Here is a 22,743-nt window from a genome sequence, read left to right on the forward strand (position 1 = left end):
AATAAATGTGTTGCGCTAATCTTAAAATGTTGTAGCCTATAGGTGTGGGTCGTGTATCAAACAAGGCGCGGGGAGAATTCCAGATGTATGATGCTTTTTTTTCTGAGAGAATAGCTTCTTTAAAAGCTAACGGAAACTATCGAACCTTTTATGATATTAATAGGCTTTGCGGGAGCTATCCAGATGCTAGGACCTCTAATGGTTTTGATAAAACGGTGAAGGTTTGGTGTAGTAATGATTATCTGGGTATGTCTCAGAATCAAGCTGTTTTGCAAAGTATGCATGATGCGATTAATCAATATGGTGCAGGAGCTGGCGGTTCGCGGAATATAGGTGGAAATTACGCTGTTTTGTGTGAGTTGGAGGCTAGTCTTGCACAGTGGCACGAAAAAACTGCGGCTCTAGTTTTTCCGACAGGCTATACATCGAATGATGCTACATTGCATGCTATTTTACAGTTATTGCCCGACTGTATCGTGTTTTCTGATGAGAAAAATCATGCTTCCTTAATTAATGGGATAAAGCGCTCTGGTGTAGAGAAAATGGTTTTTAAGCATAATGATGTTTTAGAACTTGAAAAAGCGCTAAAAAGAGTGCCTCTAGAGCGGCCAAAAGTTATAGTGTTTGAGTCTATATACTCTATGGATGGAGATGTAGGGCCTATCGTAGATATTGTTGAGTTGGCAAAAAAATATAATTGCTTGACGTTTTTGGATGAAGTGCATGCTGTCGGCATGTATGGTCCTAACGGTGCTGGTATGGCAGCAAAATTAGGTATCGCCGATCAGATCGATATCATTCAGTCGACTCTAGCCAAAGCTATCGGTGTTTTAGGTGGTTATATAGCTGGATCAACGGAAGCTGTTGATGCGGTGCGTTCATTTGCTCCAGGGTTTATTTTTACAACAGCGATGCCACCGTGTATTGCGGCAGGTTGTTTAACAAGTGTTGAGCATTTAAAAAAATCGCAAAGCGAAAGAAGGCAATTACATGAAAAAACGCAGCTGCTGAGGCAACAGTTGAAAGTACGGAAAATTCCAGTGTTACAGGCAAGTCAAACACATATACTCCCTGTGATAATTGGTTCAGCAAAAAAATGTACTTTAGCTGCGCAAGAGTTATGCGATAAGTTTAATATTTATTTGCAGCCGATAAACGCTCCATCTGTTCCTGTGGGAACAGAGCGTTTTCGGGTTAATGTTACTCCTAACCATACGAGCGCTGATATAGAATATTTGGCAGAATCTCTAGAGCAGATATTTTATACCTATGATATAGCTTTTGCGGAGTGATGTATATGGCAGAGGAAGACTCTTTTTATATTAAGGCGGCTGAGCCTGCGCATATTGAGCGGTTGGTCGAGTTACGCTCTCTCTTATTAGATGTCGGGCAGGGGCTTTATGTGTCACAGTCTGCGGAGGAAGCAAAAATATGGAAAGACAGCTATCGTCACTGGTTACAGCAATATTTTCACAGTCAGGGTAGCCATAAAAATTTAGTTGTGGCTCTTGGTTGTGGCTCTGCTGTGATAGGCTGCGTCACTGCAATTATTGATGACCGACCGCCGAGTATTGGGTGTCTAAACGGTAAAACAGGGTGGATTCAGTCGGTCGTTGTTGAGCCAAGTTGGCGAAAAAAAGGTGTGGCCTTTAAAATGCTGCAAGCGCAATTGGCTTGGTTAGCTGCTGCAGGCGTTCAAAGCGTGTTTTTGTCTTCTACAATATCTGCTCAGGATTTTTATAAAAAAAGTGGATGGAGTGATACTGGAGAACCCTTACTCTATAAAAGGCTAGGAGAATGATCGGATGAAGGTTTTGATAGTTGGAATGGGTTATGCGGGAAGACGCTATCTCCGTGCGTGGAAAAATGTAGCACAAAAGAAACAAATCCCTTTAGAAGTGGCCTACCATTCTAGATGTAATAAGAACAATGGTGTTAAGTATTATGATTGTTTAACCGATGCTTTAGCTGATTTTTGCCCAGATGTTTTGGTTGTCACTGTTACTGATGGTCGGCATTATGAGATTATAGAACAGTTAACCGATTATAAAGGGTTTGTTATTTGTGAAAAACCTTTTGTTGGTCATGAGGATTCTCTCGTAGACGCTAGCGCTAAACTCGTACAGTGTTCAGGTTTTTGTTTAGATATGGTAGAGAGATATTCTGCCGTGAGCAGTCTTTTAAGAAACTATATCAGTGAGTATAATCTGGAGCCTATGCGCTGTACTTTTCATTGGGGCAATGATCGATTATGGGATGGTCGGCCTACAAGTGGTGTTTCCAGTGAAATAATTCACCCTATAGATCTTGTCCAATGGATTTGTAAACGGCGCTTGGTTCTCAATAAGGTAATAGCCGTAGAATCTGATTTTGCTGTTGGATCTACGCTTAAATTAGATAGTGCATTCATACTTGCTCAATTAGGCACGGAAGCAGTTTGCACGGGTTACAGCAGTTTTGTAAATGTAATTACAAAAAGAACATTAAGTTTTATATTTAGGGGTGGAGCAGGTGGTATCGTCTTCGCTCGTGTTATATATGATGATCCCGATTGGGATCACGATTATCTCAAAATTTGGGAAAAGGATAAGGAATACGCGCCATTATTAGAGGAGCATATTGTTGGTTCGTCCGCAGGATCATCAGATCACCAGATTATGAAGCTTATGAGGCAAGTAGAAGATGTGATGGATTTTGTTCATAGTGGCAGAAAACCAGCTGTGGAGTTTGCTGATCTTACTGCCGCGATTGATTTGCAAACAATGTTAAATGATATGAATAGTCAACCAAGTTGTTGCACGTCTCCTACTTTTTTAGTGAACGGGCATAAAAGGGTTATCGATTATCATAATTCTTAAGCTAGAAGGTTCTCATGCTTAAAATTCTTTTTATTTCGCTGGCTATGTTTGCATTGGGTTTAGATGCTTATGTCGTTGCTGGTCTTCTTCCTCAAATTGCCGTCAGCTTTGATTTGAGTGAAGCGGCGGCCGGGCAAGCTGTCACGATTTTTACACTTTGTTATGCGCTTTCTGCTCCTTTTTTTACTTTGCTTTTTGCCATTAAAGAGGCAAGGAAAACTCTGCTTTATGCACTGCTTGTTTTTCTTGTCGCTAATGGTGTAAGCGCGTGTGCAACCAACTATACAATACTACTTTTTTCTCGTGCTATTGCTGGTTTAGGGGCTGGTTTGTTTTCACCTATAGCTATGGTGGCCGCTACGCAGCTCGTCGCTGTTGAGAAAAAGGGACGCGCTTTAGGTTTGACTCTAGGGGGCATGAGTTGTGGAACGGTATTGGGCGTGCCACTTGGTTTATTGATTAGCGATTATTTTAGCTGGCATGCTAGTTTTGGGTTGGTGGTTTTGGTTTCAATGATAGCTTTTGCTGGGCTATGGTGGGGTGTGCCACGCCTCGTAATTGCTGCCCCAGCGTCTGTAAAAGAAAGAATAGCGGTCTTATCGGATAAAAGAATTTTTATTACAGTTCTTATTACTTTTCTGACAGCAGTTGCGAGTTTAGGTGCTTACACTTACCTGAGTCCTATTATTACTAGCTCCGTATCCAATGTTGACATGGTTGTTGCTTTTTGGGTTTGGGGCGTAGGTGGCGTCTTTGGGAGTTTTTCTATAGGTTATTTAATTGATAAAACAAAAGGTACGCCTTTACTATTATTAGCGCTTCTCTCACTCATGGCCATAGCGATTTTTTCTTTGTATTTTATGCAATATTTGCATAGTATTTTATTTTTACCATTGTTTATTTGGGGAATGACCGGATGGGCGTCTTTGGCGCCGCAACAGCATAGTTTGTTAGCGTATCAACCACAACATAGTAATGCTGCGTTAGCGCTTAATAGCTCCTGTAATTATCTTGGTAGTGCGGTGGGTGCCTTATTAGGTGGGCTGATTGGATCATTTTTATCGTACAGCTACATACCTTTGTTCGCTACCTTTATTCTTATCGTAGCGCTTTTATTAAAGATTATGTTAATAAGGCGCCTAGAGACATGAGTTGTGGTGCTGTCAAGCGTGGCTTGTTGCTTAGTTGTATAGTTGATTAATCTAAGCGGCACTTGTGGGTGAGAAATAAGGCTCTGTACTTTTAATACCAAGGGATAGCCTAGCGATGCCGTAATTAGGTAAAGATATATTATACAGCGAGACTCTTACGTTAATTTGAGCTGTGTTGGGGTAAAAGTCTTCTTTAGACAAAAGTGCGTTGCCCTTGCACATATTATTTATTCGGCGAGGTTTGGGAGGCCTTTAAAGTTAGCACTGATCTCAGCGCAGTTCACAGAAATTACGAAAAACATTAACACCTTTCTGAGTATTTAGCGCGATTTTTTCTTAAAATGTAGAACGTTCGAACCGATGTAACGCTTGCAGTACCATTTATCTTGTTACAACTTTCCTAATTCTTAATTTAGTGCGATTTTTGTTGTGGTTAAAAGTCGCAGTTATCGATCTTTTTTGCATTTGAGCCGTCACAGAGGAAAGACCTTGCGCGGGTGATTTTATGCGTTTTTTGCCAAAATGGCCAATTTGTCTAAAAGAGCGGAGGCTTTGTTGCATGCAAGAGAAGCTTTGGCTCATTTAGTGACCTCAAAAATTGGATTATATTATATATTGATATGTGGTTTTATTATTGCTGCGTTGCAGCCAATATTTCATTTTTGGCAACCTTTTATTTTTGGACAAACAGGAGCCTTAGACAATGTAACAGGAAAGACTAAAATTCTTATTCTTGGCTTGTGCTTTGTGTCTTATAGTTTTGTTAAATACTTATTTAATCGCTTTGTAATTAAATATCTTATGCAAAAATATGCTCTTATGGCGATAACTTTATACTCTCTCGTTTTAAGTGCTGTTGTCATGCTTGCTCTGCTTCTCGTTGCAAACAGTTGGGCTCCTATTATTTTATTCACCATATTTCACAGTTTTTTTCTGTCCCTGTAACGCAGTTTGAAGCAGAATTTTTTAAACATATTCAACAAAAAAATGCGAATACGATTTTATCCATTGTTAGTTTTCTTGCACGTATTTTTGGTATTTTAGCGCTTATGTTGATTGGTTGGCGAATAATGTTGGTATAGCAGCAGCTTTTTGTTTCGTCTTGCTTTGTATATGTTTCATTATCCCACTTAATTTGGCTTGGCTTTATACAGATAAAAAGTTAATAAAAGACAAGGAGGTTTGGGGGAGGTTTGGGGGAGGTTTGAGGGTAAAGATACAGTTGAATAGAGCTTTGCCTATGACTGACGTAAAGACATAGGGAAAAAATATGTGTAGGTCATCTTATATGGATTTAGTCGAAATTAATAGCTTTCCATCGCCTTTAGGAGAGATGCTTACCGATTTAAATGCACCAAATGATTATGCCGCTATTAGCCAGAAATATAAGTAGCCTAAATGATGATAAGGTCAATTTTACCTTGATAGAAGGTATAGATTCTATAAAAATTAAGTTGATTAAGATTTTTTGTATGACATTTATACATGGGGTGGTACACATGAATTGTGGGACTTGATTGTTTTTTTAGATGGTGTGTTTATGGCTGTGAAAAATGGTAAACAAATAAAAAACAAGGGATCTAAGCCTGTCGCGCGTTTTCTTAAAAATTTACGGGGTGTGAGCAATTGGGAACAAGTTTTACAATGGCTTGCTTTCCGTAAGGTAGAGGATATCGAATGTATTACGCCTGATCAAGCAGGGGTGCCGCGTGGGAAGATGATGCTTTCTAAAAAATTTACATCGGAAACATCATTAGCATTGCCTTCAGCGGTTTTTATGGCAACAATTTCAGGAGATTATCCTGAAGATGGTCATGGCTTTGAATATCCAAAAACTGATGGCGATTTGCGTCTTGAGCCTGACTTATCGACGTTAAGTATTGTACCATGGGAAGATGCTCCAACAGCACAAGTGATTTGTGATCTTGTATATCAAAATGGACAGATCGTCGATTATACTCCACGAAATGTTTTGCGAAAAGTGGTCAGCTTTTATACGCAAATGGATCTAAAGCCGATTGTTTCACCAGAAATTGAGTTTTATTTAGTAGAAAAAAATCCTGATCCTGATTATCCTTTAGTTCCTCCCGTTGGTCGTTCTGGACGTTCAATTGGTGGAGGACAGGGCTATTCGATTGCCGGTGTGAATGAGTTTGATGAATTCATTGATGATATTTATCAATTTTCAGAGGCGCAAGGATTGGAGATTGATACGCTTATTCACGAGGAAGGGGCAGGTCAGTTTGAAATCAATTTACGCCATGGTGATCCAATTGAATTGGCTGATCAAGTTTTTATGTTCAAACGCACAATTCGTGAAGCAGCACTGAAACATAATATGTATGCAACTTTTATGGCCAAACCCATTCAAGGACAACCGGGGTCTGCGATGCATATTCATCAATCGGTTGTTGATAAGAAGACAGGTATGAATATTTTTACACGAGAAGATGGTAAAGAAAGCGCTTGTTTTCGCCATTTTATTGGTGGATTGCAAAAACATATGCCAGGAGTTCTTGTGATGCTTGCGCCTTATGTCAACTCTTATCGACGTCTTATGCCGGATGTTTCCGCACCTGTTAATTTGCGATGGGGCTATGATAATCGTACCACAGCATTTCGTGTTCCTCGTTCTGCTCCTCAAGCGCGCCGTGTCGAGAATAGACTTCCTTCATCAGATGCGAATCCTTATTTAGCTCTTGCAGCTTCTTTGGCTTGTGGTCTCATTGGTTTACAGCAAAAAATTAAACCCGATGAGCCAACGACAAATAATGTCAATGCTGATAATATTGAGTTACCACGTGGACTCATTGAAGCTGTCAACTTATTTGAGCAAGATACAGAAATACGTGCTATTCTAGGAGATATGTTTGTTAGTACTTATGCTGCAATCAAACGACAAGAGTTTGAAACTTTTATGGAAGTGATTAGCCCGTGGGAGCGTGAATATCTCTTGCTTAATGTTTGAGGTTTATCACGATGATTGATAGTAATCCAATCTCTCCAGGTGTTTCTTGGTATGAAGATACTTTAAAAGATCGCCCCTCTTATCCTTCTTTTTATGAAAATAGACAGTGTGATGTGGTCGTTATTGGAGGTGGATTGACAGGGCTTTCAGCTGCGTATCATTTAGCAAATGCTGGGGTGGATGTTGTTTTATTTGAAGCATCACGTTTTGGTGATGGTGCTTCAGGGCGCAATGGTGGGCAACTGGGGACGGGGCAACGGCAATGGGTCGAAACATTAGAGAAAAAATATGGTTTTGAGCGAAGCAAAGCACTGTTTGATTTAGCTGAAGAGGCTAAAAGAGATATCTTATCTTGGTGTTTAGACCCTGATTTTCAATGCGAATTTATGGCAGGACAGCTTTCTGTAACCCATAAAAGGCGTGAGCTTCTCTCTTATCAACGGCATATTGAGGTCATGCAGCGTTATGGTTATCATGCGCTTACTTTTATGGATAGGGCTGAAACAGTAAGGCGCCTTGGTTCGTCTTTTTATTGTGGGGGTATTTATGATGCGGATACCGGCCATATAAATCCCTTAAAACTCATTATTGGGTTGGCAAAAAAAGCCAAGGATGCTGGAGCGAATCTTTATGAGAAGACACAAGTAACGAGCGTGAAGAGAAAGAGGGCTCATTGGGAAGTGATAACAGAAAAAGGCCGTATAACAGCGGAGCATGTTTTATTGGCAACAAACGGGTATAAACTTGGTCTAGAGCGTTTTGTTGAAAAAAACATTGTTTCTATTCGCTCATATATTGGAGCAACGGAACCATTACCAAAGAACAGTTCAATTCTCGTGAAAGGTGAATCGGTTGATGATTCCCGTTTTATGGTTCGCTATTTTCGCAAAAGCATTGATAATCGTCTCTTATTTGGTGGCGTAGAAAGTTACAATAATAAGTATCCTACAAATTTAGATGAACGTATAAAACAGCAAATTATTGAAATTTATCCTCAATTAAGTTCTATCAATTTAAGTCATCGTTGGGGAGCAACGGTTGCCATCACGGTTGAGCGCATGCCCTATGTTCGCCAACTTTTCTCAAGGATGACTTATTGTGGTGGTTATTCAGGGCATGGTGTTATGTTGGCTCCTTTCATGGGAAAATTATATGCAGAATGGTTGACTGGGCAACATGAACGTTTTGCTCATTTTAAAGACTTAAAGATTTCATCTTTTCCAGGGGGAAGAGTTTTGCGTTATCCGCTCATATTTTTAGCAATGCGTTGGTTTTCCCTAATGGATCGTTTTTAAGAGAAACATTGATTAAAATTTAGGAAATTAATGGCTTATTTAGGTTCTGTCTGCTTTAATAATGGGAGCTTTTATAAATGATACAGTATTTCATACTCGAATGGAAAAATAAATAAGTTCATGGTGCGTAAAATTACTCCAGTTTCTTCCTTTGATTGTATTGTTTTTGGTGGCAATGGTGATTTGGCCTCGCGCAAACTTTTACCGGCTCTCTATCATTGTCAATGTGTTGGGCAATTTAGTGAGCCAACACGTATTATTGGAGTTTCGCGTACTTCCTTAAGTCGTGAAGAATATCAAAATTTTGTTCGTTCATCTTTAGAAAAACATATTCATAGGGAAGACCTCAATTCAACAGAACTCGATCGTTTTCTTGCACGTTTAACCTACATTTCTGTTGATATTTCCTCAAGTCGAGGGTGGGAAGATTTAGCACGGCTTTTGTCACAAGATTCAGCGGATATTCGCGCTTTTTATTTGGCTGTTGGTTCATCACTTTTTGCTGATATTGCGATGAAGTTGGGGAAAAGCAATTTGGTGACACCGCAAACGCGAGTTATCATTGAAAAACCAATTGGTTATAGTGCACAAACAGCTGTTGCACTTAACGATGCATTTGCAAGCGTTTTTAATGAAGAGCAAATCTTCCGCATTGATCATTATCTTGGGAAGGAAACGGTTCAAAATTTAATGGCATTGCGGTTTGTTAATACACTTTATGAACCGCTATGGAATTCCAACTATATTGATCATATTCAAATAACCGTTGCTGAATCATTAGGGTTAGAGGGACGTACAGAATATTATGAGAGTACAGGTGCTCTACGCGATATGGTTCAAAACCATATGCTACAATTACTTTGTTTGGTTGCGATGGAAGTACCATTTACCAACAGTGCAAATGCTGTGCGTGATGAAAAATTGAAAGTTTTGCATTCTTTAACACCTCTTGATGTGCATAATATAGAGCAGAATACGGTGCGTGGGCAGTATCTTGCTGGTCTAACAAATGGTGTATCTGTAAAGTCTTATTGTGATGATCTGGGAAGAGTAAGTGAGAGCGAAACATTTGTTGCACTTAAGGTTAAGATTGATAACTGGCGTTGGGCCGATACGCCTTTTTATTTACGAACAGGTAAGCGTATGTTTACCCGAATGTCTGAAATTGTTGTCGTTTTTAAACCTATTCCTCATAATATTTTTAATGTGGGTTTAGATGAGATTTTTTCTAATCGGCTCGTTATTCGTCTCCAACCAGATGAAGGTGTCAAACAATGGTTGATGATTAAGGATCCAAGTTATGGCGGTATGCGGTTTCGTCATATTCCATTAGACATGAGTTTTGCTTCCGCATTTTCTCAGCGTAACCCTGATGCTTATGAACGTTTATTGATGGATGTTATTCGTGGAGATCAAACACTCTTTATGCGTCGTGACGAAGTTGAAGCGGCTTGGCATTGGATTGATCCAATCATTGAGGGGTGGGAAGCAATAAAACAGCCGGTTCACGGTTATAGTGCTGGTTCATGGGGCCCCACTGCTGCGAAAACTCTTATGGAACGTGATGGACGTATCTGGAACAATTTAGTTTAGAGCAATAAGTATGTATAAAATGAATATTGATCGTTTAGATTTTGAAACTCCTCAGACTTTAGCTTTGGCATTAGCAGACCGCGTAGCCGCAGAGCTTAGTGTGTCTGTTCTGGAGCGCAATAGAGCCGTTTTAGCGGTGTCTGGTGGTAAAACACCGGAATTGTTTTTTCATTATTTATCAAAAGCAGATATTGATTGGCAAAATATCATTATTACTTTGGTTGATGAACGTTTTGTCCCTCCACACGATGAACGTTCAAATGAACATATGGTACGGAGTCATTTGTTACAAAACTTTGCCGCAAAAGCGCGTTTTGTAGGACTTTATCATAAAGCAATTACTGTTGAGCTTGCTGCTTTTTCAGCGGCAAGTCGCGTTAATACTTTGCCTAAACCCTTTGATGTTGTTGTTTTAGGAATGGGAGTTGATGGACATACGGCTTCTTTTTTTCCTAATGCTGATCGTTTAAAACAAGCGCTTGATCTTCAAACCCAAGCTCTTGTTTTACCCCTTCATGCCAAGAGTGCTGTTGAACCAAGACTCTCACTCACTTTGCCAGTTATTATGCAATCTCGTTGTATTATTCTTCATTTTGAAGGGTTTGAAAAACGCGATTGTTTTGAAGCAGCTTGTAAAGATGGATCTGAAATGGAAATGCCTATCCGAGCGATTTTGCGCAATTCTCCTCATCTGGTGCAGGTTTACTGGTCGCCTGCAGAAAATGAAATAAGTGAATCAGAATATGAAAAACAAGCTGAATAGAAACGTAATCTCTCTTTAATGAAAGAGAGAAAACATTAATGAAAGGGGGGAAGTGAATATGGCACTTTCTACGACAATTGCCACGGTTACACGAAGAATTTATGAACGCTCTCTACCAACACGAGAAATTTATTTAGATCGTATTGCAAAAGCGCAGGCTCATCGCCCCAAGCGGAGTTTTTTGGGATGTGCTAATCAGGCGCATGATTTTGCTGCTTGTGGTGCAATAGATAAAGAGCGTTTGAAGGGAAATATTGTTGGAAATATTGGTATTATTACTGCCTATAACGATATACTTTCAGCGCATCAACCTTTTGAAAAGTTTCCTCATTTAATTAAAGAGACGGCGCGTATGGTTGGTGGTGTTGCACAGGTTGCAGGGGGGGTTCCTGCGATGTGTGATGGTGTTACGCAGGGGAATGTGGGGATGGAACTTTCCCTTTTTTCGCGTGAAGTGATTGCAATGGCGACAGCTATAAGCTTATCACACGATGTCTTTGATGCTGCATTGTATCTTGGGGTATGTGATAAAATTGTACCAGGTTTATTGATTGGTGCACTCACATTTGGTCACTTACCAGGAATTTTTATACCCGCTGGTCCTATGACAACGGGTCAAGGTAATGATGAAAAAGCAAAAATACGTCAACTTTATGCGGAAAATAAAATAGATCGCCAAACATTGCTGGAATCAGAAGCCCGCTCTTATCATGGACCAGGGACATGCACATTTTATGGAACTGCAAATTCAAATCAGATCATCCTAGAGATGATGGGGCTCCATATGCCAGGAAGCTCTTTCATCAATGCCAATACACCATTGCGTGATGCTTTAACAAAGGAAGCCACAAAGCGTGTACTTGAAATGACAGCTCTTGGTGATCATTATAAGCCACTTGGTATGATCATTGATGAGCGTTCTTTTGTGAATGCCATTGTAGGATTAAATGCAACAGGAGGTTCTACCAATCATACAATTCATTTGATTGCTATAGCAGCAGCTTGTGGTATTCAATTGACATGGCATGATATTGCAGAAATTTCATGCCATGTGCCTCTTTTAGCACGAATTTATCCTAACGGTTTGGCTGATATCAATCATTTTCATGCCGCAGGAGGAGTAGGATTTATTATTCGCGAGCTCATTGAGGCTGGGTTACTCCATGAAGATATTTCTACAGTTTTTGGTAAAGATCTCAATGCTTATGCAATTGAAGCAAAGCTTTCTGCTGATGGCAGTGTGGTTCGTGAAGCGGCTCTTAAGGAAAGTGGTAATCATAAGGTGTTAACAGGGTGGAGAAAACCATTTCAGCCTGATGGTGGTCTTCGTGTTTTATCGGGAGATTTGGGAACAGCTATTATAAAAGTTTCAGCTGTTAAACCAGAATATTGGCAGATTAAAGCACCAGTTCTTGTTTTTAATGATCAAGAGGAACTCCAAAAATCTTTTAAATCTGGAGCGTTGCATGATAAAGATTTTATCGCTGTTATTCGCTACCAAGGACCAAAAGCCAATGGGATGCCAGAGCTTCATAAGTTAACAACCATTTTAGGCGTTTTACAAGATCGCGGTCAAAGGATAGCGCTGATAACGGATGGTCGTATGTCAGGCGCATCAGGGAAAGTTCCTGCTGCAATTCATGTGACACCAGAGGCTGTGGATAATGGTCCCATTGCGCGTTTACAAAATGGTGATATTGTTTTCCTTGATGCACGCGAGGGCAAATTAACGCTCTTGGAAGACTTAGAAAAATTTAATACACGCACAATCACGCCTCCGGATCTTGCAAAAAATGAACAGGGTATTGGACGTGAACTCTTTCACGTTTTTCGTCAATCAGTTAATCGTGCAGATCAAGGAGCATCTGTTTTCATGACATGAGGAATGCAAAAAATAAGCTCACTCAAATGCAATGAAACCACGTGCAATGAATCGTTAAAATTCCTAGAATTTCGGTATAGGAAGACTGTGTAATCGCGCGGCAGCCTTGAGTGTATTAACCATCAGCATGGCAATAGTCATTGGTCCAACGCCTCCTGGAACTGGGGTAATTGCCGCTGCTTTTTCTTTGACGTTTTCAAAATCGACATCTCCAACAAGACGCGTTTTCTCTACACCCTTTTCTGGTGCAGCAACGCGGTTAATACCAACATCAATAACAATTGCACCCTTTTTTACCCAATCTTTTTTAATCATTTGAGGACGGCCTACAGCTGCGACGAGAATATCAGCGCTGCGACACACATCATCAATATCTCGAGTCCGACTATGGGCAATTGTCACGGTGGCATTCGCTGCTGTTAAAAGAGCAGCCATAGGTTTGCCAACAATATTAGAGCGTCCAACAACGACAGCATCAAGTCCAGATAAATCCCGTCCACAGTGTTGTTCAATCATCATCATAGCACCCGCTGGTGTACAGGGAATAATAGCATCTTCAAGTGCATTTGCAGCAAGTTTTCCTATATTGACATAATGAAAACCATCAACATCCTTTTGGAAAGCAACGGCTTGTGTTATGCGGTTTGTATTAATGTGGGCTGGGAGAGGCAGCTGTACCAAAATACCATGAATTTTTGGATCAGAATTTAATGTTGTAATAAGTTGAAGGAGGTCTTTTTCTTGTGTTTGCTGAGAAACAACATGTTTGACGGACAGAAATCCACATTCTTCGGCTTTTTTATTTTTTGAGGCGACATAGACTTTACTTGCGGGATCATCCCCAACAATAATAACAGCAATACCAGGTTGTATATTATAACTATTGCGGAGTTTTTCTGTTTCAGCCTTAACTTTTACAATAATCTCTTCAGCAAGTTTTTTTCCGTCGATAATATTATTCATGAGAGATATCCTTTCGGTAAGGCTGTTTGTTTTTTTGTAAAGCATTTTCTAATAATAGGATAGAGTTTAATAGCAATATTCATGTAAGAACAGTAAGAATGGTTTGATAATGTTGTGGATTTATAGTTTTAGAAGACTTTTAAATAATTGCTTTATAAAAAAGCAGCAACATTGCTGTTTGAATAAACTTTGGATAAAGAACAAAATAAAGAATAAAATAATGAAGATATAAAATGGATATGGTGAATTATCAGGTTATCACAAAACTTTTAACGATCATTTAAATTTGTTTTTAGGCGGTTATAGGGGGAAGTATAGAGGAATATTGTGCGCATCAGAATAAAGTTTTTGAGCGGAATTTTTATTACAATTCTCTTTTTATTTGGAGTGGGGATTCTCATATTACCTTATCTTATCTCTACGGATGCGATTCGTGTTCGTTTAGCGCAAGAGTTGAGCACATGGACAGGTTATAATGTGCAATTGCGTGATCCACCACGGTTAAATCTTTTTCCTTATCCCAAAGCATTTCTCTCTGGCGTTAGTTTAACATCAAAAATAGGGGACGTTGCACCATTAATGGAAGTTGAATCAATAGAAGTTGATCTTTCTGTCGTCGATCTTCTTTGGGGGCGTGTTTCCTTTTCAGAGACGCGGCTTGTGCGTCCTCAATTTGTTATGGAAAAGCCCATTAAAACAATGGCAGATTTTTTCGATCGTTTTTCTCGCTCACAAGGAGCTTTAGGATTAGCTATACGCAAGGCGCGTGAAATATTAAAACATAACCCTGAGCATCCAGAGATAGAGCACCTTTTAAAACAACCTTTTGGGCGGGTTATTATTGAAAATGGTGCGCTTGTGTATCACGATAGTTTTTCGGGAGTAGCAGAAAAAATAACAGGATTAAATGCAACTTTAGATTGGCCAGAATCGACTCAAGAAATACGATTACGCGCAGATGCTCGTTGGCGTGGAGAATTTACAAAATTATCAATTGCTACTTCTCAAGCATTGCTGCTTTTAGCTGGAGGCAAAAGCCAGATTAGGGCAAGTCTTAATTCTGTACGTGGGGGGATAACTTTTACGGGACAGGTTCGATTATCTGAATATTATATTTTTGACGGAAAGGTGTCAATGCGTTCTCCGGGATGGAATCAGACTTTGACTTGGGTTGGAGAAAATCAGTTTTGGGGACATAGATTAAAAATACCTATTGTATGGGAATCTCAATTTTTAGCGCGCCCAATGCATATCCAAATGAGCAATGTTACATTTAAGATGGGGAAAGCCAATGCACGAGGGGCTTTGGAACTTGATTTTCAAGATGAGGTACCAAATGTCATGGGCTCTTTAGCCTTTGATAACTTGGACTTTAATCTTTTAAGCTCAATGTTTTTTTCGGTTGAAAAGAAAAATTCATTCTTTGATATGACGCTTTTTGATCGTATTGGGGTTGATATACGGCTTTCTGCACCACAAGCAAAAATAGAAAATATTTCATTCACAAATTTAGCTGCTGCTATACAAATAAAAAATGGGCATGGGATTTTTGATCTTGGACATGCGAATATTTGGGGGGGAACCATTCAAAGTAATATTGAAGTTACACCAGCTGGACAGAAAGTACGTATAGGAGGAAATGTTTCAGGAGCTTCCATCAATACGCAGGAGGCCTTAGGAGTCTTAGGATTTATTCCATTTGTACAAAGCCAAACGAATTTTACCGCAACAATACAAACACTTGCGGATTCTTGGATGGAGGTTTTTACAAAAATGCAGGGTGAACTAACCCTGAAGATGTCTTCTGGTCGGCTTTTAGGATATGATTTGAATGAGTTACAAACAGAACTTTCAAACAAAAACCAATTCCTTTTAGCGAATAATGATTCTCTCTCAACAACTTTTGATCACTGGAATATTCAGACAAGCTTTTCAGAAGGTACGATGAAAGTCACAGAGTCATTGATGCGTACAGAGGACTTGAGTTTATCTATTCATGGAATTGTTGAAACTGCTATTTTTCAAGAGCAACAGAATGAATTGATATTACAGGCACAATTACGCAAAAATCATCGATCAGAAACTTTATGTAAAGATGTCCAATGTCTCGCTAACAGCCTTGAACGGCCTTTTACATTCTCCCTAAGCTTTAAAAGACAAAGTCATGGTAATTTTTGGGTTTCAAAAGAAATTGATACAGATTGAGCATTGTTTTCCATCTGTATAACATGATATTTTATAATGATAATTTATTTCTTTACGGTTTAAAATTGTTTTTAAATTTAAATAAGAGATTCCAATATTGCCAGATTCTCTTCGTGATGAAGTAATAAAAGTTATCTTCTCTGTTATAGGTGTGGTTAATATATAGATAAACGATTGAAGAGAGGAATAAAACGACCTCTCTATAGATTTTTTGGAATACAAGAGATTGATAATATGAGTGCAAAGTTTATAAAGTTTTCGAAAAAACATTTTGTTTGCACTAAACTTTGAAGGTATATGGGTCGATACTTCTTAAATCTGAGAAGAAATACCATAGCCATCTTCGGTAACTGTATGCTTTCCATCTGCTCCAACAGAACCAATTCCCACCGTAATCAAAATAAAGGTTAAGAGGGTTGTAATCGTAATAATGGTAGCTTTTTTAGCAGACATATCTTTCCTCCACTGATGCATCAATGACTGAATGGTGTATTATTTAAACTTTTATGAAAGAAGAATCACTTAAACGATCCATTGGTTCCTATAATTATCTCATAAAGCTAAAAAACTCTATAATTCTTTAAGATATTATAGTTCTATAGATATATTTTTCTTCATTTTTTTGATGACGAGAGTGAGCATTGGCAAGATTTTATGCGCATAAATTATAAACTTAAAAGATTATTTATCCAGAATCCATTGATTTTGAATGAAAAAATAAAGATAGAGGGAGCCCAAGCTTCTTATCTTGTGCATGTTTTGCGGATGAAAGAAGGAGCGGAAATTTTACTTTTTAATGGACAGGATGGTGAGTGGCTTGCTAAACTTATCATTGTTCAGAAAAAATTTGTTGTGGTTCAGCTTATTCATCAAGAAAGATTACAAACGACACATTCCAATCTTATTTATTGTTTTGCGCCACTCAAAAACGCGCGGTTGGATTATATGGTGCAGAAAGCTGTTGAAATGGGGGTATCGATTTTGCAGCCTGTTATAACGCATCATACGCAGGTTACGCGTATCAATATAGCGCGTATGGAAGCCAATGTTATTGAAGCTTCTGAACAATGTGGCATTTTATCTCTCCCTGAATGCGTGCCGGCTTTATCATTAGCTAAGCTTTTAGCATGTTGGGATGAGACACAGACTTTATTCTTTTGTGATGAAGAGCAACAACCGCATAATCCATTATCCTCTTTTGAAAAGCATGACGTTACAAGGCCTGGTGTTCTTATTGGACCGGAAGGTGGATTTAGTGAAGAAGAGCGGAGTCTTTTAAAAAAACATCCTTTTGTGGTTCCAATATCATTAGGTCCACGTATTTTACGCGCTGATACTGCCGCTGTTGCTGCTTTGGCTCTTCTTAATGCTACTGTGGGAGATTGGTCAGTGGATTGAGAAATCTGTAAAATCATTCTAAACAATTCATTTAAGATGATGATACTAATGATAGGATACGATAAGTTATGGCGCTTGATATAACGGATAAAAGTGAAGTTTATAACTTAGATTCCTTGGTTAGCTATTTCCAAGGGGGGTATAAGGCAGAAGATGATTGGCGTATTGGTACGGAACATGAAAAATTTCCGTTTTATAAAAAAGGTTTTCTTCCTGTTCCTTATGAAGGTGAGAGGGGAATCCGAGCGCTTTTAGAGGGGATGCAAAGTGCTTTAGGATGGAAAGCTATTTTAGATGAAGAGAATATTATTGGGCTTGTAGGGTCAGTTGATCAGGGGGCTATTTCTTTGGAACCTGGAGGGCAGTTTGAATTATCTGGTGCTCCCCTAAAATCAGTAGGTCATACCTATCAGGAGTTGATGAAGCATTTAGCTCTTCTCAAAAAAATTGCAGAACCATTGGGTATTGGTTTTTTGGGGATGGGGGCTAGTCCAAAGTGGACGTTAGCTGAAACACCGAAAATGCCTAAATCACGTTATCAGATTATGACGGATTATATGCCGAAAGTTGGACATAATGGGCTTAATATGATGTACCGCACATCAACAGTTCAGGTTAATCTTGATTTTTCATCTGAAAGTGATATGCGGCGAAAAATGCAAGTATCCATGAAGTTACAGTCCATTGCAACTGCATTATTTGCAAGTTCACCTTTTGCTGAAGGACGTCCAAATGGATTTTTGTCATGGCGTTCTGAAATTTGGCGTGATACGGATAATCAGAGGACCGGCGTTCTTCCCTTTATATTTTCTGAACATTTTGGTTTTGCTGATTACGTTGAATGGGCCCTTGATGTTCCCATGTATTTTGTTTTACGCGATGGCCGCTATTATGATTGTACACATATAACGTTTCGTCAGTTTATGAATGGAGCATTAAAAGGACAAGTTGCAAATTCAATTCCAAACATGGGAGATTGGATTAATCACTTATCAACGTTATTTCCTGAAGTCCGCTTAAAAAGATTTTTAGAAATGAGAGGCGCTGATTGTGGTTCTTGGAAGCGCATCTGTGCATTGTCTGCTTTTTGGGTTGGGCTTCTTTATGATAGAGAAGCACTTCATGAGGCAGAGGCTTTGACAAAAGATTGGTATTTTGAAGAAGTTTTAGAGATGCGTCAACGCGTTCCTAAAGAAGGGCTAAGAACGCCTTTTCGTCAAACCATTATTTTAGAATTAGCCCGTCAAGCTCTTGCTATTGCACGCAAGGGCTTAAAAAATCGCGAACAATATGATGCGAATGGTTTTGATGAAACAAAGTTTCTTAATCCTTTAGAAGAAGTTGTTGCAACGGGACAAACTGATGCTGAAAAGTTATTGTCCTATTACCATTCTATTTGGAATGAGTTTATAGAACCTGTATTTGTAGAATGTGCCTATTAAATTTGAGATAAAGAAACTTTGTACTTTTTAAAAAATACATATCATTGTAGTGGCTCATTCCTCTTTTAGAATAGGGCAGAAAATAATTTTTTTTACTTTTAAATAAAGGGATAAAAATGCTATTTATGTCCAATAGTTTTATTGACTGTTAAAATAGTAAATTATTATAAATCAATGTTCTATGCTTATATGAAAGAGCATTTTATTATACAAACATGATGATATCGATTTTTTAGTAAGCTAAAAAAATAATAGAAAAATACCGATGATCTACGTATGTATAACTCAAATTTATTTTTTAGTGAGTACTGATAAAATAAGCGTTTTTAATCATATAAAAGAGCTATCATACAAATTTCTAAAGGATTTGGTATAGAGCAATAAAAAGATCATCTTTAGAGAGGCATAAGAAATTGTAGTTTCTTCATAGCTAAGAAATAATTATTTTCGTACAAAGGGCTATAGAGTGAAAAATACTATTCTTCTTGATAAGGATGCAAGAGATAAAGAGGTTGCACTTTTGCAATGAATGAGCGTTTGGATGTGCATAAAAATACAACATCTCTATAGCAGTATAATCTTTATCATTATGAGCGTAACTTATTATAGTTGATCAGTTATTCCTCATATATTGTGAATTTACTATAAGGCTGCTTTTAATGCTTTAAATTGTAATTTTCATACAAGGTATAATAGTTGTAGTTTTTTTATTTTAAGCATATATCATTAGTATTTTTCATTACCTAAAAATTTGTCACAGCATATAGAAAGAATTACGAATATTTTTCAATAAATAAAGCAAAAAAATAATGGCTATTTCTAAAGCAATTTCTGAATAATTAAAGACCTTAAGATTCTCAAATATACGACACTCAGATAAAAAATAAATGCATTTCTATGCACGAGAAAAATAGTACTAGAGCTCAGAAAAATAAAGGATAAAAAAACGATTATTTCTATAAATATTGTAGTTATTACTAATTCAAAAAATATATACATATATTTATAATATTTTTACTATTTTTTAGATCTTTTTCTTTGTATCTATTATTTTTTAATTATTTATAGTTATTATTTTAAAAAGTTTCATAATAGAATTGATCATAAGAAGCTCTTTTTTAAGGCTTTCATAAGCTTCATATATTTTTTTGAATTTTTTTCTGCGTCTCTATTTCCTAAATTGCGATCAGGATTGTATTGCATTGCTAATTTACGAAAAGCAGTTTTTTAGCTAAATATATAAAGTACGCTTTTTAATTTTGGAGTTGTTTCCATTTTTAATTAACAATATATTAATTTATAATGATAATTCACCATTATTTATATTAAAAGTGTCTTAAATATTGTAGGATTCTCTCATTTCAAATCTGTTTATATTGAAGAAATTCAAAGTCATTTATTTACGCGACATAAGAAGGGGATGTCTGGATAAAAGTTATTAAAGAATAGAATAAAAAATGACTTTTATGTTTTTTTTAATGCAAAGCTTGTCATATATTTTAAATTAGAAAATCGTATGATGGCACTGCCGTACACCTTCATAAAAATTAAAATAGTGATATTATACTCTTTACAGGTGTTATCATGAAATAGGATGAACAAACATTGAGAGATGATTCTTTAAAATAAGAGCATTAATATTCTACGTAAGTGTATTCTGTGTGATCGCATGAGAGATAACCGTTATCCTTTCTTGATTATTTTTTTCACAAAACAGCAAAATACCCACAAAAAATCTATTTATGGTAGTGTTTTAAAATATCCAATGATAAAGTTTAATTTGTTATTCCATTAAATATATTCTAAAATAACCTCTTATCTTGTTGCAGATGTTACAGATTCTATTTTACGCTTAAACATTTTTATATATTCTTTTGCTATTTCATCTTTTTCGCGATATTCTGAAACTCTATCATTTTGATTAAGATATAACTGATAAAGTTCGTCGTACTCATTCAAGTCGTTCGCTTTTGTGTATCCAAGCGATATTAATACAGCAAACAACAATATCAATAGGGAAGATAAAACAATAAATGTTACGGTACGTTTCATGAGTAATTTAACTCGCTTCTTTGATAAATAGATCGATATTGAATACGTCTATTATAATGGTTGATATCATTTAATTTAGTTAGATCGATAGGATATATGGCATTTTTGTTGTTATTATAGTTTTAGATTGTATTAATAAATATTGTGCATTAAAAGTTGTGTTTTAGTTCAATAGACATTGTAGTTTTTAAAGCTTTCACATGTGCGATTTTTTTTGTTATTGAAAGGGTATATTTTTAGGTCTATAAAAAGAATTTCGAAAATCAAAAAACTTTCCTTAAAAAAGCTCTCATTAAGAGAAGGGAAAGGATATATTAAGAGCTATTTTCAATAAAATAATTATATTTGGAGTGGTGATCAAAGCCTTTGAAATGCAGTACATAAAATTGGCAAGAGGGGTTTTTGATGGTATATTCTCCAGAAAAATCATGAATGTTCGGTTGTTAATGAATCAATAGTTTCAGAAGGCTCTTTTCGATTCAAAGGGTAAAAGAGAGTAATGAGGACATGAATAGGATAAGCTATGTTGGAATTATTCATTATTAAGCTGTAATGAATACTATTTATATTTCTCTTTTTTAACTATTTTATGAGAGCGTGATTTTTAAAGCGTGGGGAAAAAAATTTATTTATTTTCTTTCAATTGTTATTCGTAGATAAAAAATTCTTTTTTAATCTATAAATTAAAAAATAATGATTTTTCAGGATTTTTATAAGCTTTATACTTTAATTCAAATATCATGCATTGATTTTGAATTATGTATATTATTTCCATCAATCATAATAATAATGGGCATAGACTGGGCAGCGACAATGACATTTAATTTTTTCATCAATTTTTTTCTATTTATTATTTTTTTATTGTGGGTTGCTCAAAGTAAGAGAATGCAATGGAGCCTTTCACGTCGTGTTATGCTAGGGCTTATCCTTGGTTTGATTTTGGGAAGTATTTTTCAGTTTTTTTATGGAGAGGGTGAAGCCACTTTATTAAAATCTGTTGAATGGTTTAACATTGTTGGTGAAGGCTATGTCTTGTTATTACAAATGGTTGTTATGCCGCTAGTTTTTGTCTCTATTGTTTCAGCGGTTGCTCATTTAGATTCTGTTTATGCTGTTGGAAGGATGAGTATCATAACGATTTCAATATTGCTTATTACAACGGCTCTTTCAGCGTTAGTTGGTATTTTGGTTGTGAATTTCTTTGGATTAACCGCAAATGGTTTGGTGCATGAAGGGCAAAATGTTTCTGCTCTTCTTGGAGATCGTATTTCTCAACTTGGAGATATGAATATACCAAAGATGATTTTGTCTATGATTCCTAAAAATCCCTTTGCTGAATTGAGTGGAGCTAAACGTACGTCAATTATCAGTGTCGTTATTTTTGCATCATTTTTAGGAGCATCGGTTCTTCTTTTAAAGAAAGATGAGCCAGAAAAAGGAGAAAAAGCGCTTTTATTTATTCAAGTAGCACAAGCTTGGATTATGCGGTTAGTTCGTATTGTGATTGCTTTGACGCCTTATGGTATTTTTGCTCTTATGACGAAAGTAGGAGCAACTTCGCATATTTCAGATATTTTAAATTTATTGTTTTTTGTCATTGCCTCTTATGTCGCTATTATTTTAATTTTTGGAGTTCATGGTGTATTGCTGGGCATTTCTGGGGTTAATCCTTTTCGTTTTTTCAAAAAAGTTTTACCGGTTTTAACATTTGCTTTTAGCAGCCGTTCAAGTGCTGCAAGTATTCCTTTGAATATTGAAGCGCAAACACAGTGGATTGGTGTACCACAATCTATTGCGAGTTTTGCAGCTTCTTTTGGGGCAACAATTGGACAAAATGGTTGTGCCGGTCTTTATCCAGCGATGCTTGCGACCATGATTGCACCGACCGTGGGGATTAATCCTCTTGATCCTGCGTGGATTGCTACACTTATTGGCGTTGTAACGTTGAGTTCTATTGGTGTTGCTGGTGTTGGGGGAGGAGCTATTTTTGCTGCATTGATTGTCTTACCAATTATGGGGCTCCCTGTTACTTTGGTCGCTGTACTCATCTCTATTGAACCGCTCATTGATATGGGACGTACGGCTCTAAATGTGAGCGATTCGATGGTTGCTGGAACGATCACCAGTCAGATGTTGCGGACAACGGATCAAAGTCTTTTAAAAAAGTGATTTT

The 22,743-nt window shown here is 37.3% G+C and carries 18 protein-coding genes and 1 pseudogene; 15 read left to right on the forward strand and 4 right to left on the reverse strand.

Annotated features, from left to right (window positions below):
• The first annotated feature begins 44 nt into the window (after window positions 1-44).
• From hemA to edd, 11 genes are all read left to right on the forward strand, one after another.
• Entirely contained in the window at window positions 45-1,292 is a 1,248-nt protein-coding gene (gene hemA, locus AC6ER9_RS05585) for a 5-aminolevulinate synthase (RefSeq protein WP_497073813.1), read from the forward strand.
• A gap of 5 nt (window positions 1,293-1,297) precedes the next feature.
• The gene (locus AC6ER9_RS05590) at window positions 1,298-1,801 is read left to right on the forward strand and encodes a GNAT family N-acetyltransferase (RefSeq protein WP_497073814.1); all 504 of its coding nucleotides are present in this window, start codon (window positions 1,298-1,300) and stop codon (window positions 1,799-1,801) included.
• Window positions 1,802-1,805: 4 nt separating this feature from the next.
• On the forward strand, window positions 1,806-2,858 hold the full coding sequence (locus AC6ER9_RS05595) for a Gfo/Idh/MocA family oxidoreductase (protein WP_497073815.1): 1,053 nt from the start codon (window positions 1,806-1,808) through the stop codon (window positions 2,856-2,858).
• Between the two features lie 14 nt (window positions 2,859-2,872).
• Window positions 2,873-4,009 carry an MFS transporter gene (locus AC6ER9_RS05600; protein ID WP_497073816.1) on the forward strand — a complete coding sequence of 379 codons (1,137 nt, stop codon included), beginning with the start codon at window positions 2,873-2,875 and terminating at the stop codon, window positions 4,007-4,009.
• A 552-nt stretch (window positions 4,010-4,561) separates the two neighbouring features.
• Window positions 4,562-4,954 (forward strand): hypothetical protein, encoded by a 393-nt coding sequence (locus tag AC6ER9_RS05605; protein WP_497073817.1) that lies wholly within the window; start codon window positions 4,562-4,564, stop codon window positions 4,952-4,954.
• Window positions 4,955-5,279: 325 nt separating this feature from the next.
• Window positions 5,280-5,402 carry a hypothetical protein gene (locus tag AC6ER9_RS05610; protein ID WP_497073818.1) on the forward strand — a complete coding sequence of 41 codons (123 nt, stop codon included), beginning with the start codon at window positions 5,280-5,282 and terminating at the stop codon, window positions 5,400-5,402.
• A gap of 147 nt (window positions 5,403-5,549) precedes the next feature.
• Window positions 5,550-6,977 carry a glutamine synthetase family protein gene (locus tag AC6ER9_RS05615; RefSeq protein WP_497073819.1) on the forward strand — a complete coding sequence of 476 codons (1,428 nt, stop codon included), beginning with the start codon at window positions 5,550-5,552 and terminating at the stop codon, window positions 6,975-6,977.
• An 11-nt stretch (window positions 6,978-6,988) separates the two neighbouring features.
• Complete coding sequence (locus tag AC6ER9_RS05620) at window positions 6,989-8,272, forward strand: NAD(P)/FAD-dependent oxidoreductase (protein ID WP_497073820.1); 1,284 nt, start codon at window positions 6,989-6,991, stop codon at window positions 8,270-8,272.
• Between the two features lie 120 nt (window positions 8,273-8,392).
• Entirely contained in the window at window positions 8,393-9,865 is a 1,473-nt protein-coding gene (gene zwf / locus AC6ER9_RS05625) for a glucose-6-phosphate dehydrogenase (RefSeq protein WP_497073821.1), read from the forward strand.
• A 10-nt stretch (window positions 9,866-9,875) separates the two neighbouring features.
• Entirely contained in the window at window positions 9,876-10,628 is a 753-nt protein-coding gene (gene pgl / locus AC6ER9_RS05630) for a 6-phosphogluconolactonase (protein WP_497073822.1), read from the forward strand.
• Between the two features lie 58 nt (window positions 10,629-10,686).
• On the forward strand, window positions 10,687-12,510 hold the full coding sequence (gene edd / locus AC6ER9_RS05635) for a phosphogluconate dehydratase (RefSeq protein ID WP_497073823.1): 1,824 nt from the start codon (window positions 10,687-10,689) through the stop codon (window positions 12,508-12,510).
• Between the two features lie 63 nt (window positions 12,511-12,573).
• Here edd and folD read toward each other — a convergent pair whose 3' ends face one another.
• Window positions 12,574-13,473, reverse strand: coding sequence for a bifunctional methylenetetrahydrofolate dehydrogenase/methenyltetrahydrofolate cyclohydrolase FolD (gene folD, locus AC6ER9_RS05640; protein ID WP_497073824.1), 900 nt, complete (start codon window positions 13,471-13,473; stop codon window positions 12,574-12,576).
• A 327-nt stretch (window positions 13,474-13,800) separates the two neighbouring features.
• Between folD and AC6ER9_RS05645 the strand changes: the two genes are divergently transcribed.
• On the forward strand, window positions 13,801-15,678 hold the full coding sequence (locus AC6ER9_RS05645) for an AsmA family protein (RefSeq protein ID WP_497073825.1): 1,878 nt from the start codon (window positions 13,801-13,803) through the stop codon (window positions 15,676-15,678).
• Window positions 15,679-15,990: 312 nt separating this feature from the next.
• Here the strand turns inward: AC6ER9_RS05645 and AC6ER9_RS05650 are convergent, their stop codons facing one another.
• The gene (locus AC6ER9_RS05650; protein ID WP_497073826.1) at window positions 15,991-16,131 is read right to left on the reverse strand and encodes a hypothetical protein; all 141 of its coding nucleotides are present in this window, start codon (window positions 16,129-16,131) and stop codon (window positions 15,991-15,993) included.
• A gap of 201 nt (window positions 16,132-16,332) precedes the next feature.
• Here AC6ER9_RS05650 and AC6ER9_RS05655 point away from each other — a divergent pair, with 201 nt between their 5' ends.
• Window positions 16,333-17,076, forward strand: coding sequence for a 16S rRNA (uracil(1498)-N(3))-methyltransferase (locus tag AC6ER9_RS05655; RefSeq protein WP_497073827.1), 744 nt, complete (start codon window positions 16,333-16,335; stop codon window positions 17,074-17,076).
• Window positions 17,077-17,144: 68 nt separating this feature from the next.
• Window positions 17,145-18,518: a glutamate--cysteine ligase gene (locus tag AC6ER9_RS05660; protein WP_497073828.1), complete on the forward strand. Its 1,374-nt coding sequence runs from the start codon at window positions 17,145-17,147 to the stop codon at window positions 18,516-18,518.
• Window positions 18,519-19,635: 1,117 nt separating this feature from the next.
• On the opposite strand, the pseudogene AC6ER9_RS05665 reads toward AC6ER9_RS05660, so the two are convergent.
• Both AC6ER9_RS05665 and AC6ER9_RS05670 read right to left on the reverse strand, forming a co-directional pair.
• Window positions 19,636-19,745 (reverse strand): annotated as a pseudogene (locus AC6ER9_RS05665) (DnaJ domain-containing protein); the annotation flags it as partial.
• A gap of 588 nt (window positions 19,746-20,333) precedes the next feature.
• The gene (locus tag AC6ER9_RS05670; protein WP_497073829.1) at window positions 20,334-20,570 is read right to left on the reverse strand and encodes a hypothetical protein; all 237 of its coding nucleotides are present in this window, start codon (window positions 20,568-20,570) and stop codon (window positions 20,334-20,336) included.
• Between the two features lie 813 nt (window positions 20,571-21,383).
• On the opposite strand from AC6ER9_RS05670, the gene AC6ER9_RS05675 reads away from it, so the two are divergent.
• Window positions 21,384-22,739: a cation:dicarboxylate symporter family transporter gene (locus tag AC6ER9_RS05675; RefSeq protein ID WP_497073830.1), complete on the forward strand. Its 1,356-nt coding sequence runs from the start codon at window positions 21,384-21,386 to the stop codon at window positions 22,737-22,739.
• Window positions 22,740-22,743 lie beyond the last annotated feature (4 nt).

This window comes from Bartonella sp. SL317 (assembly GCF_059687655.1).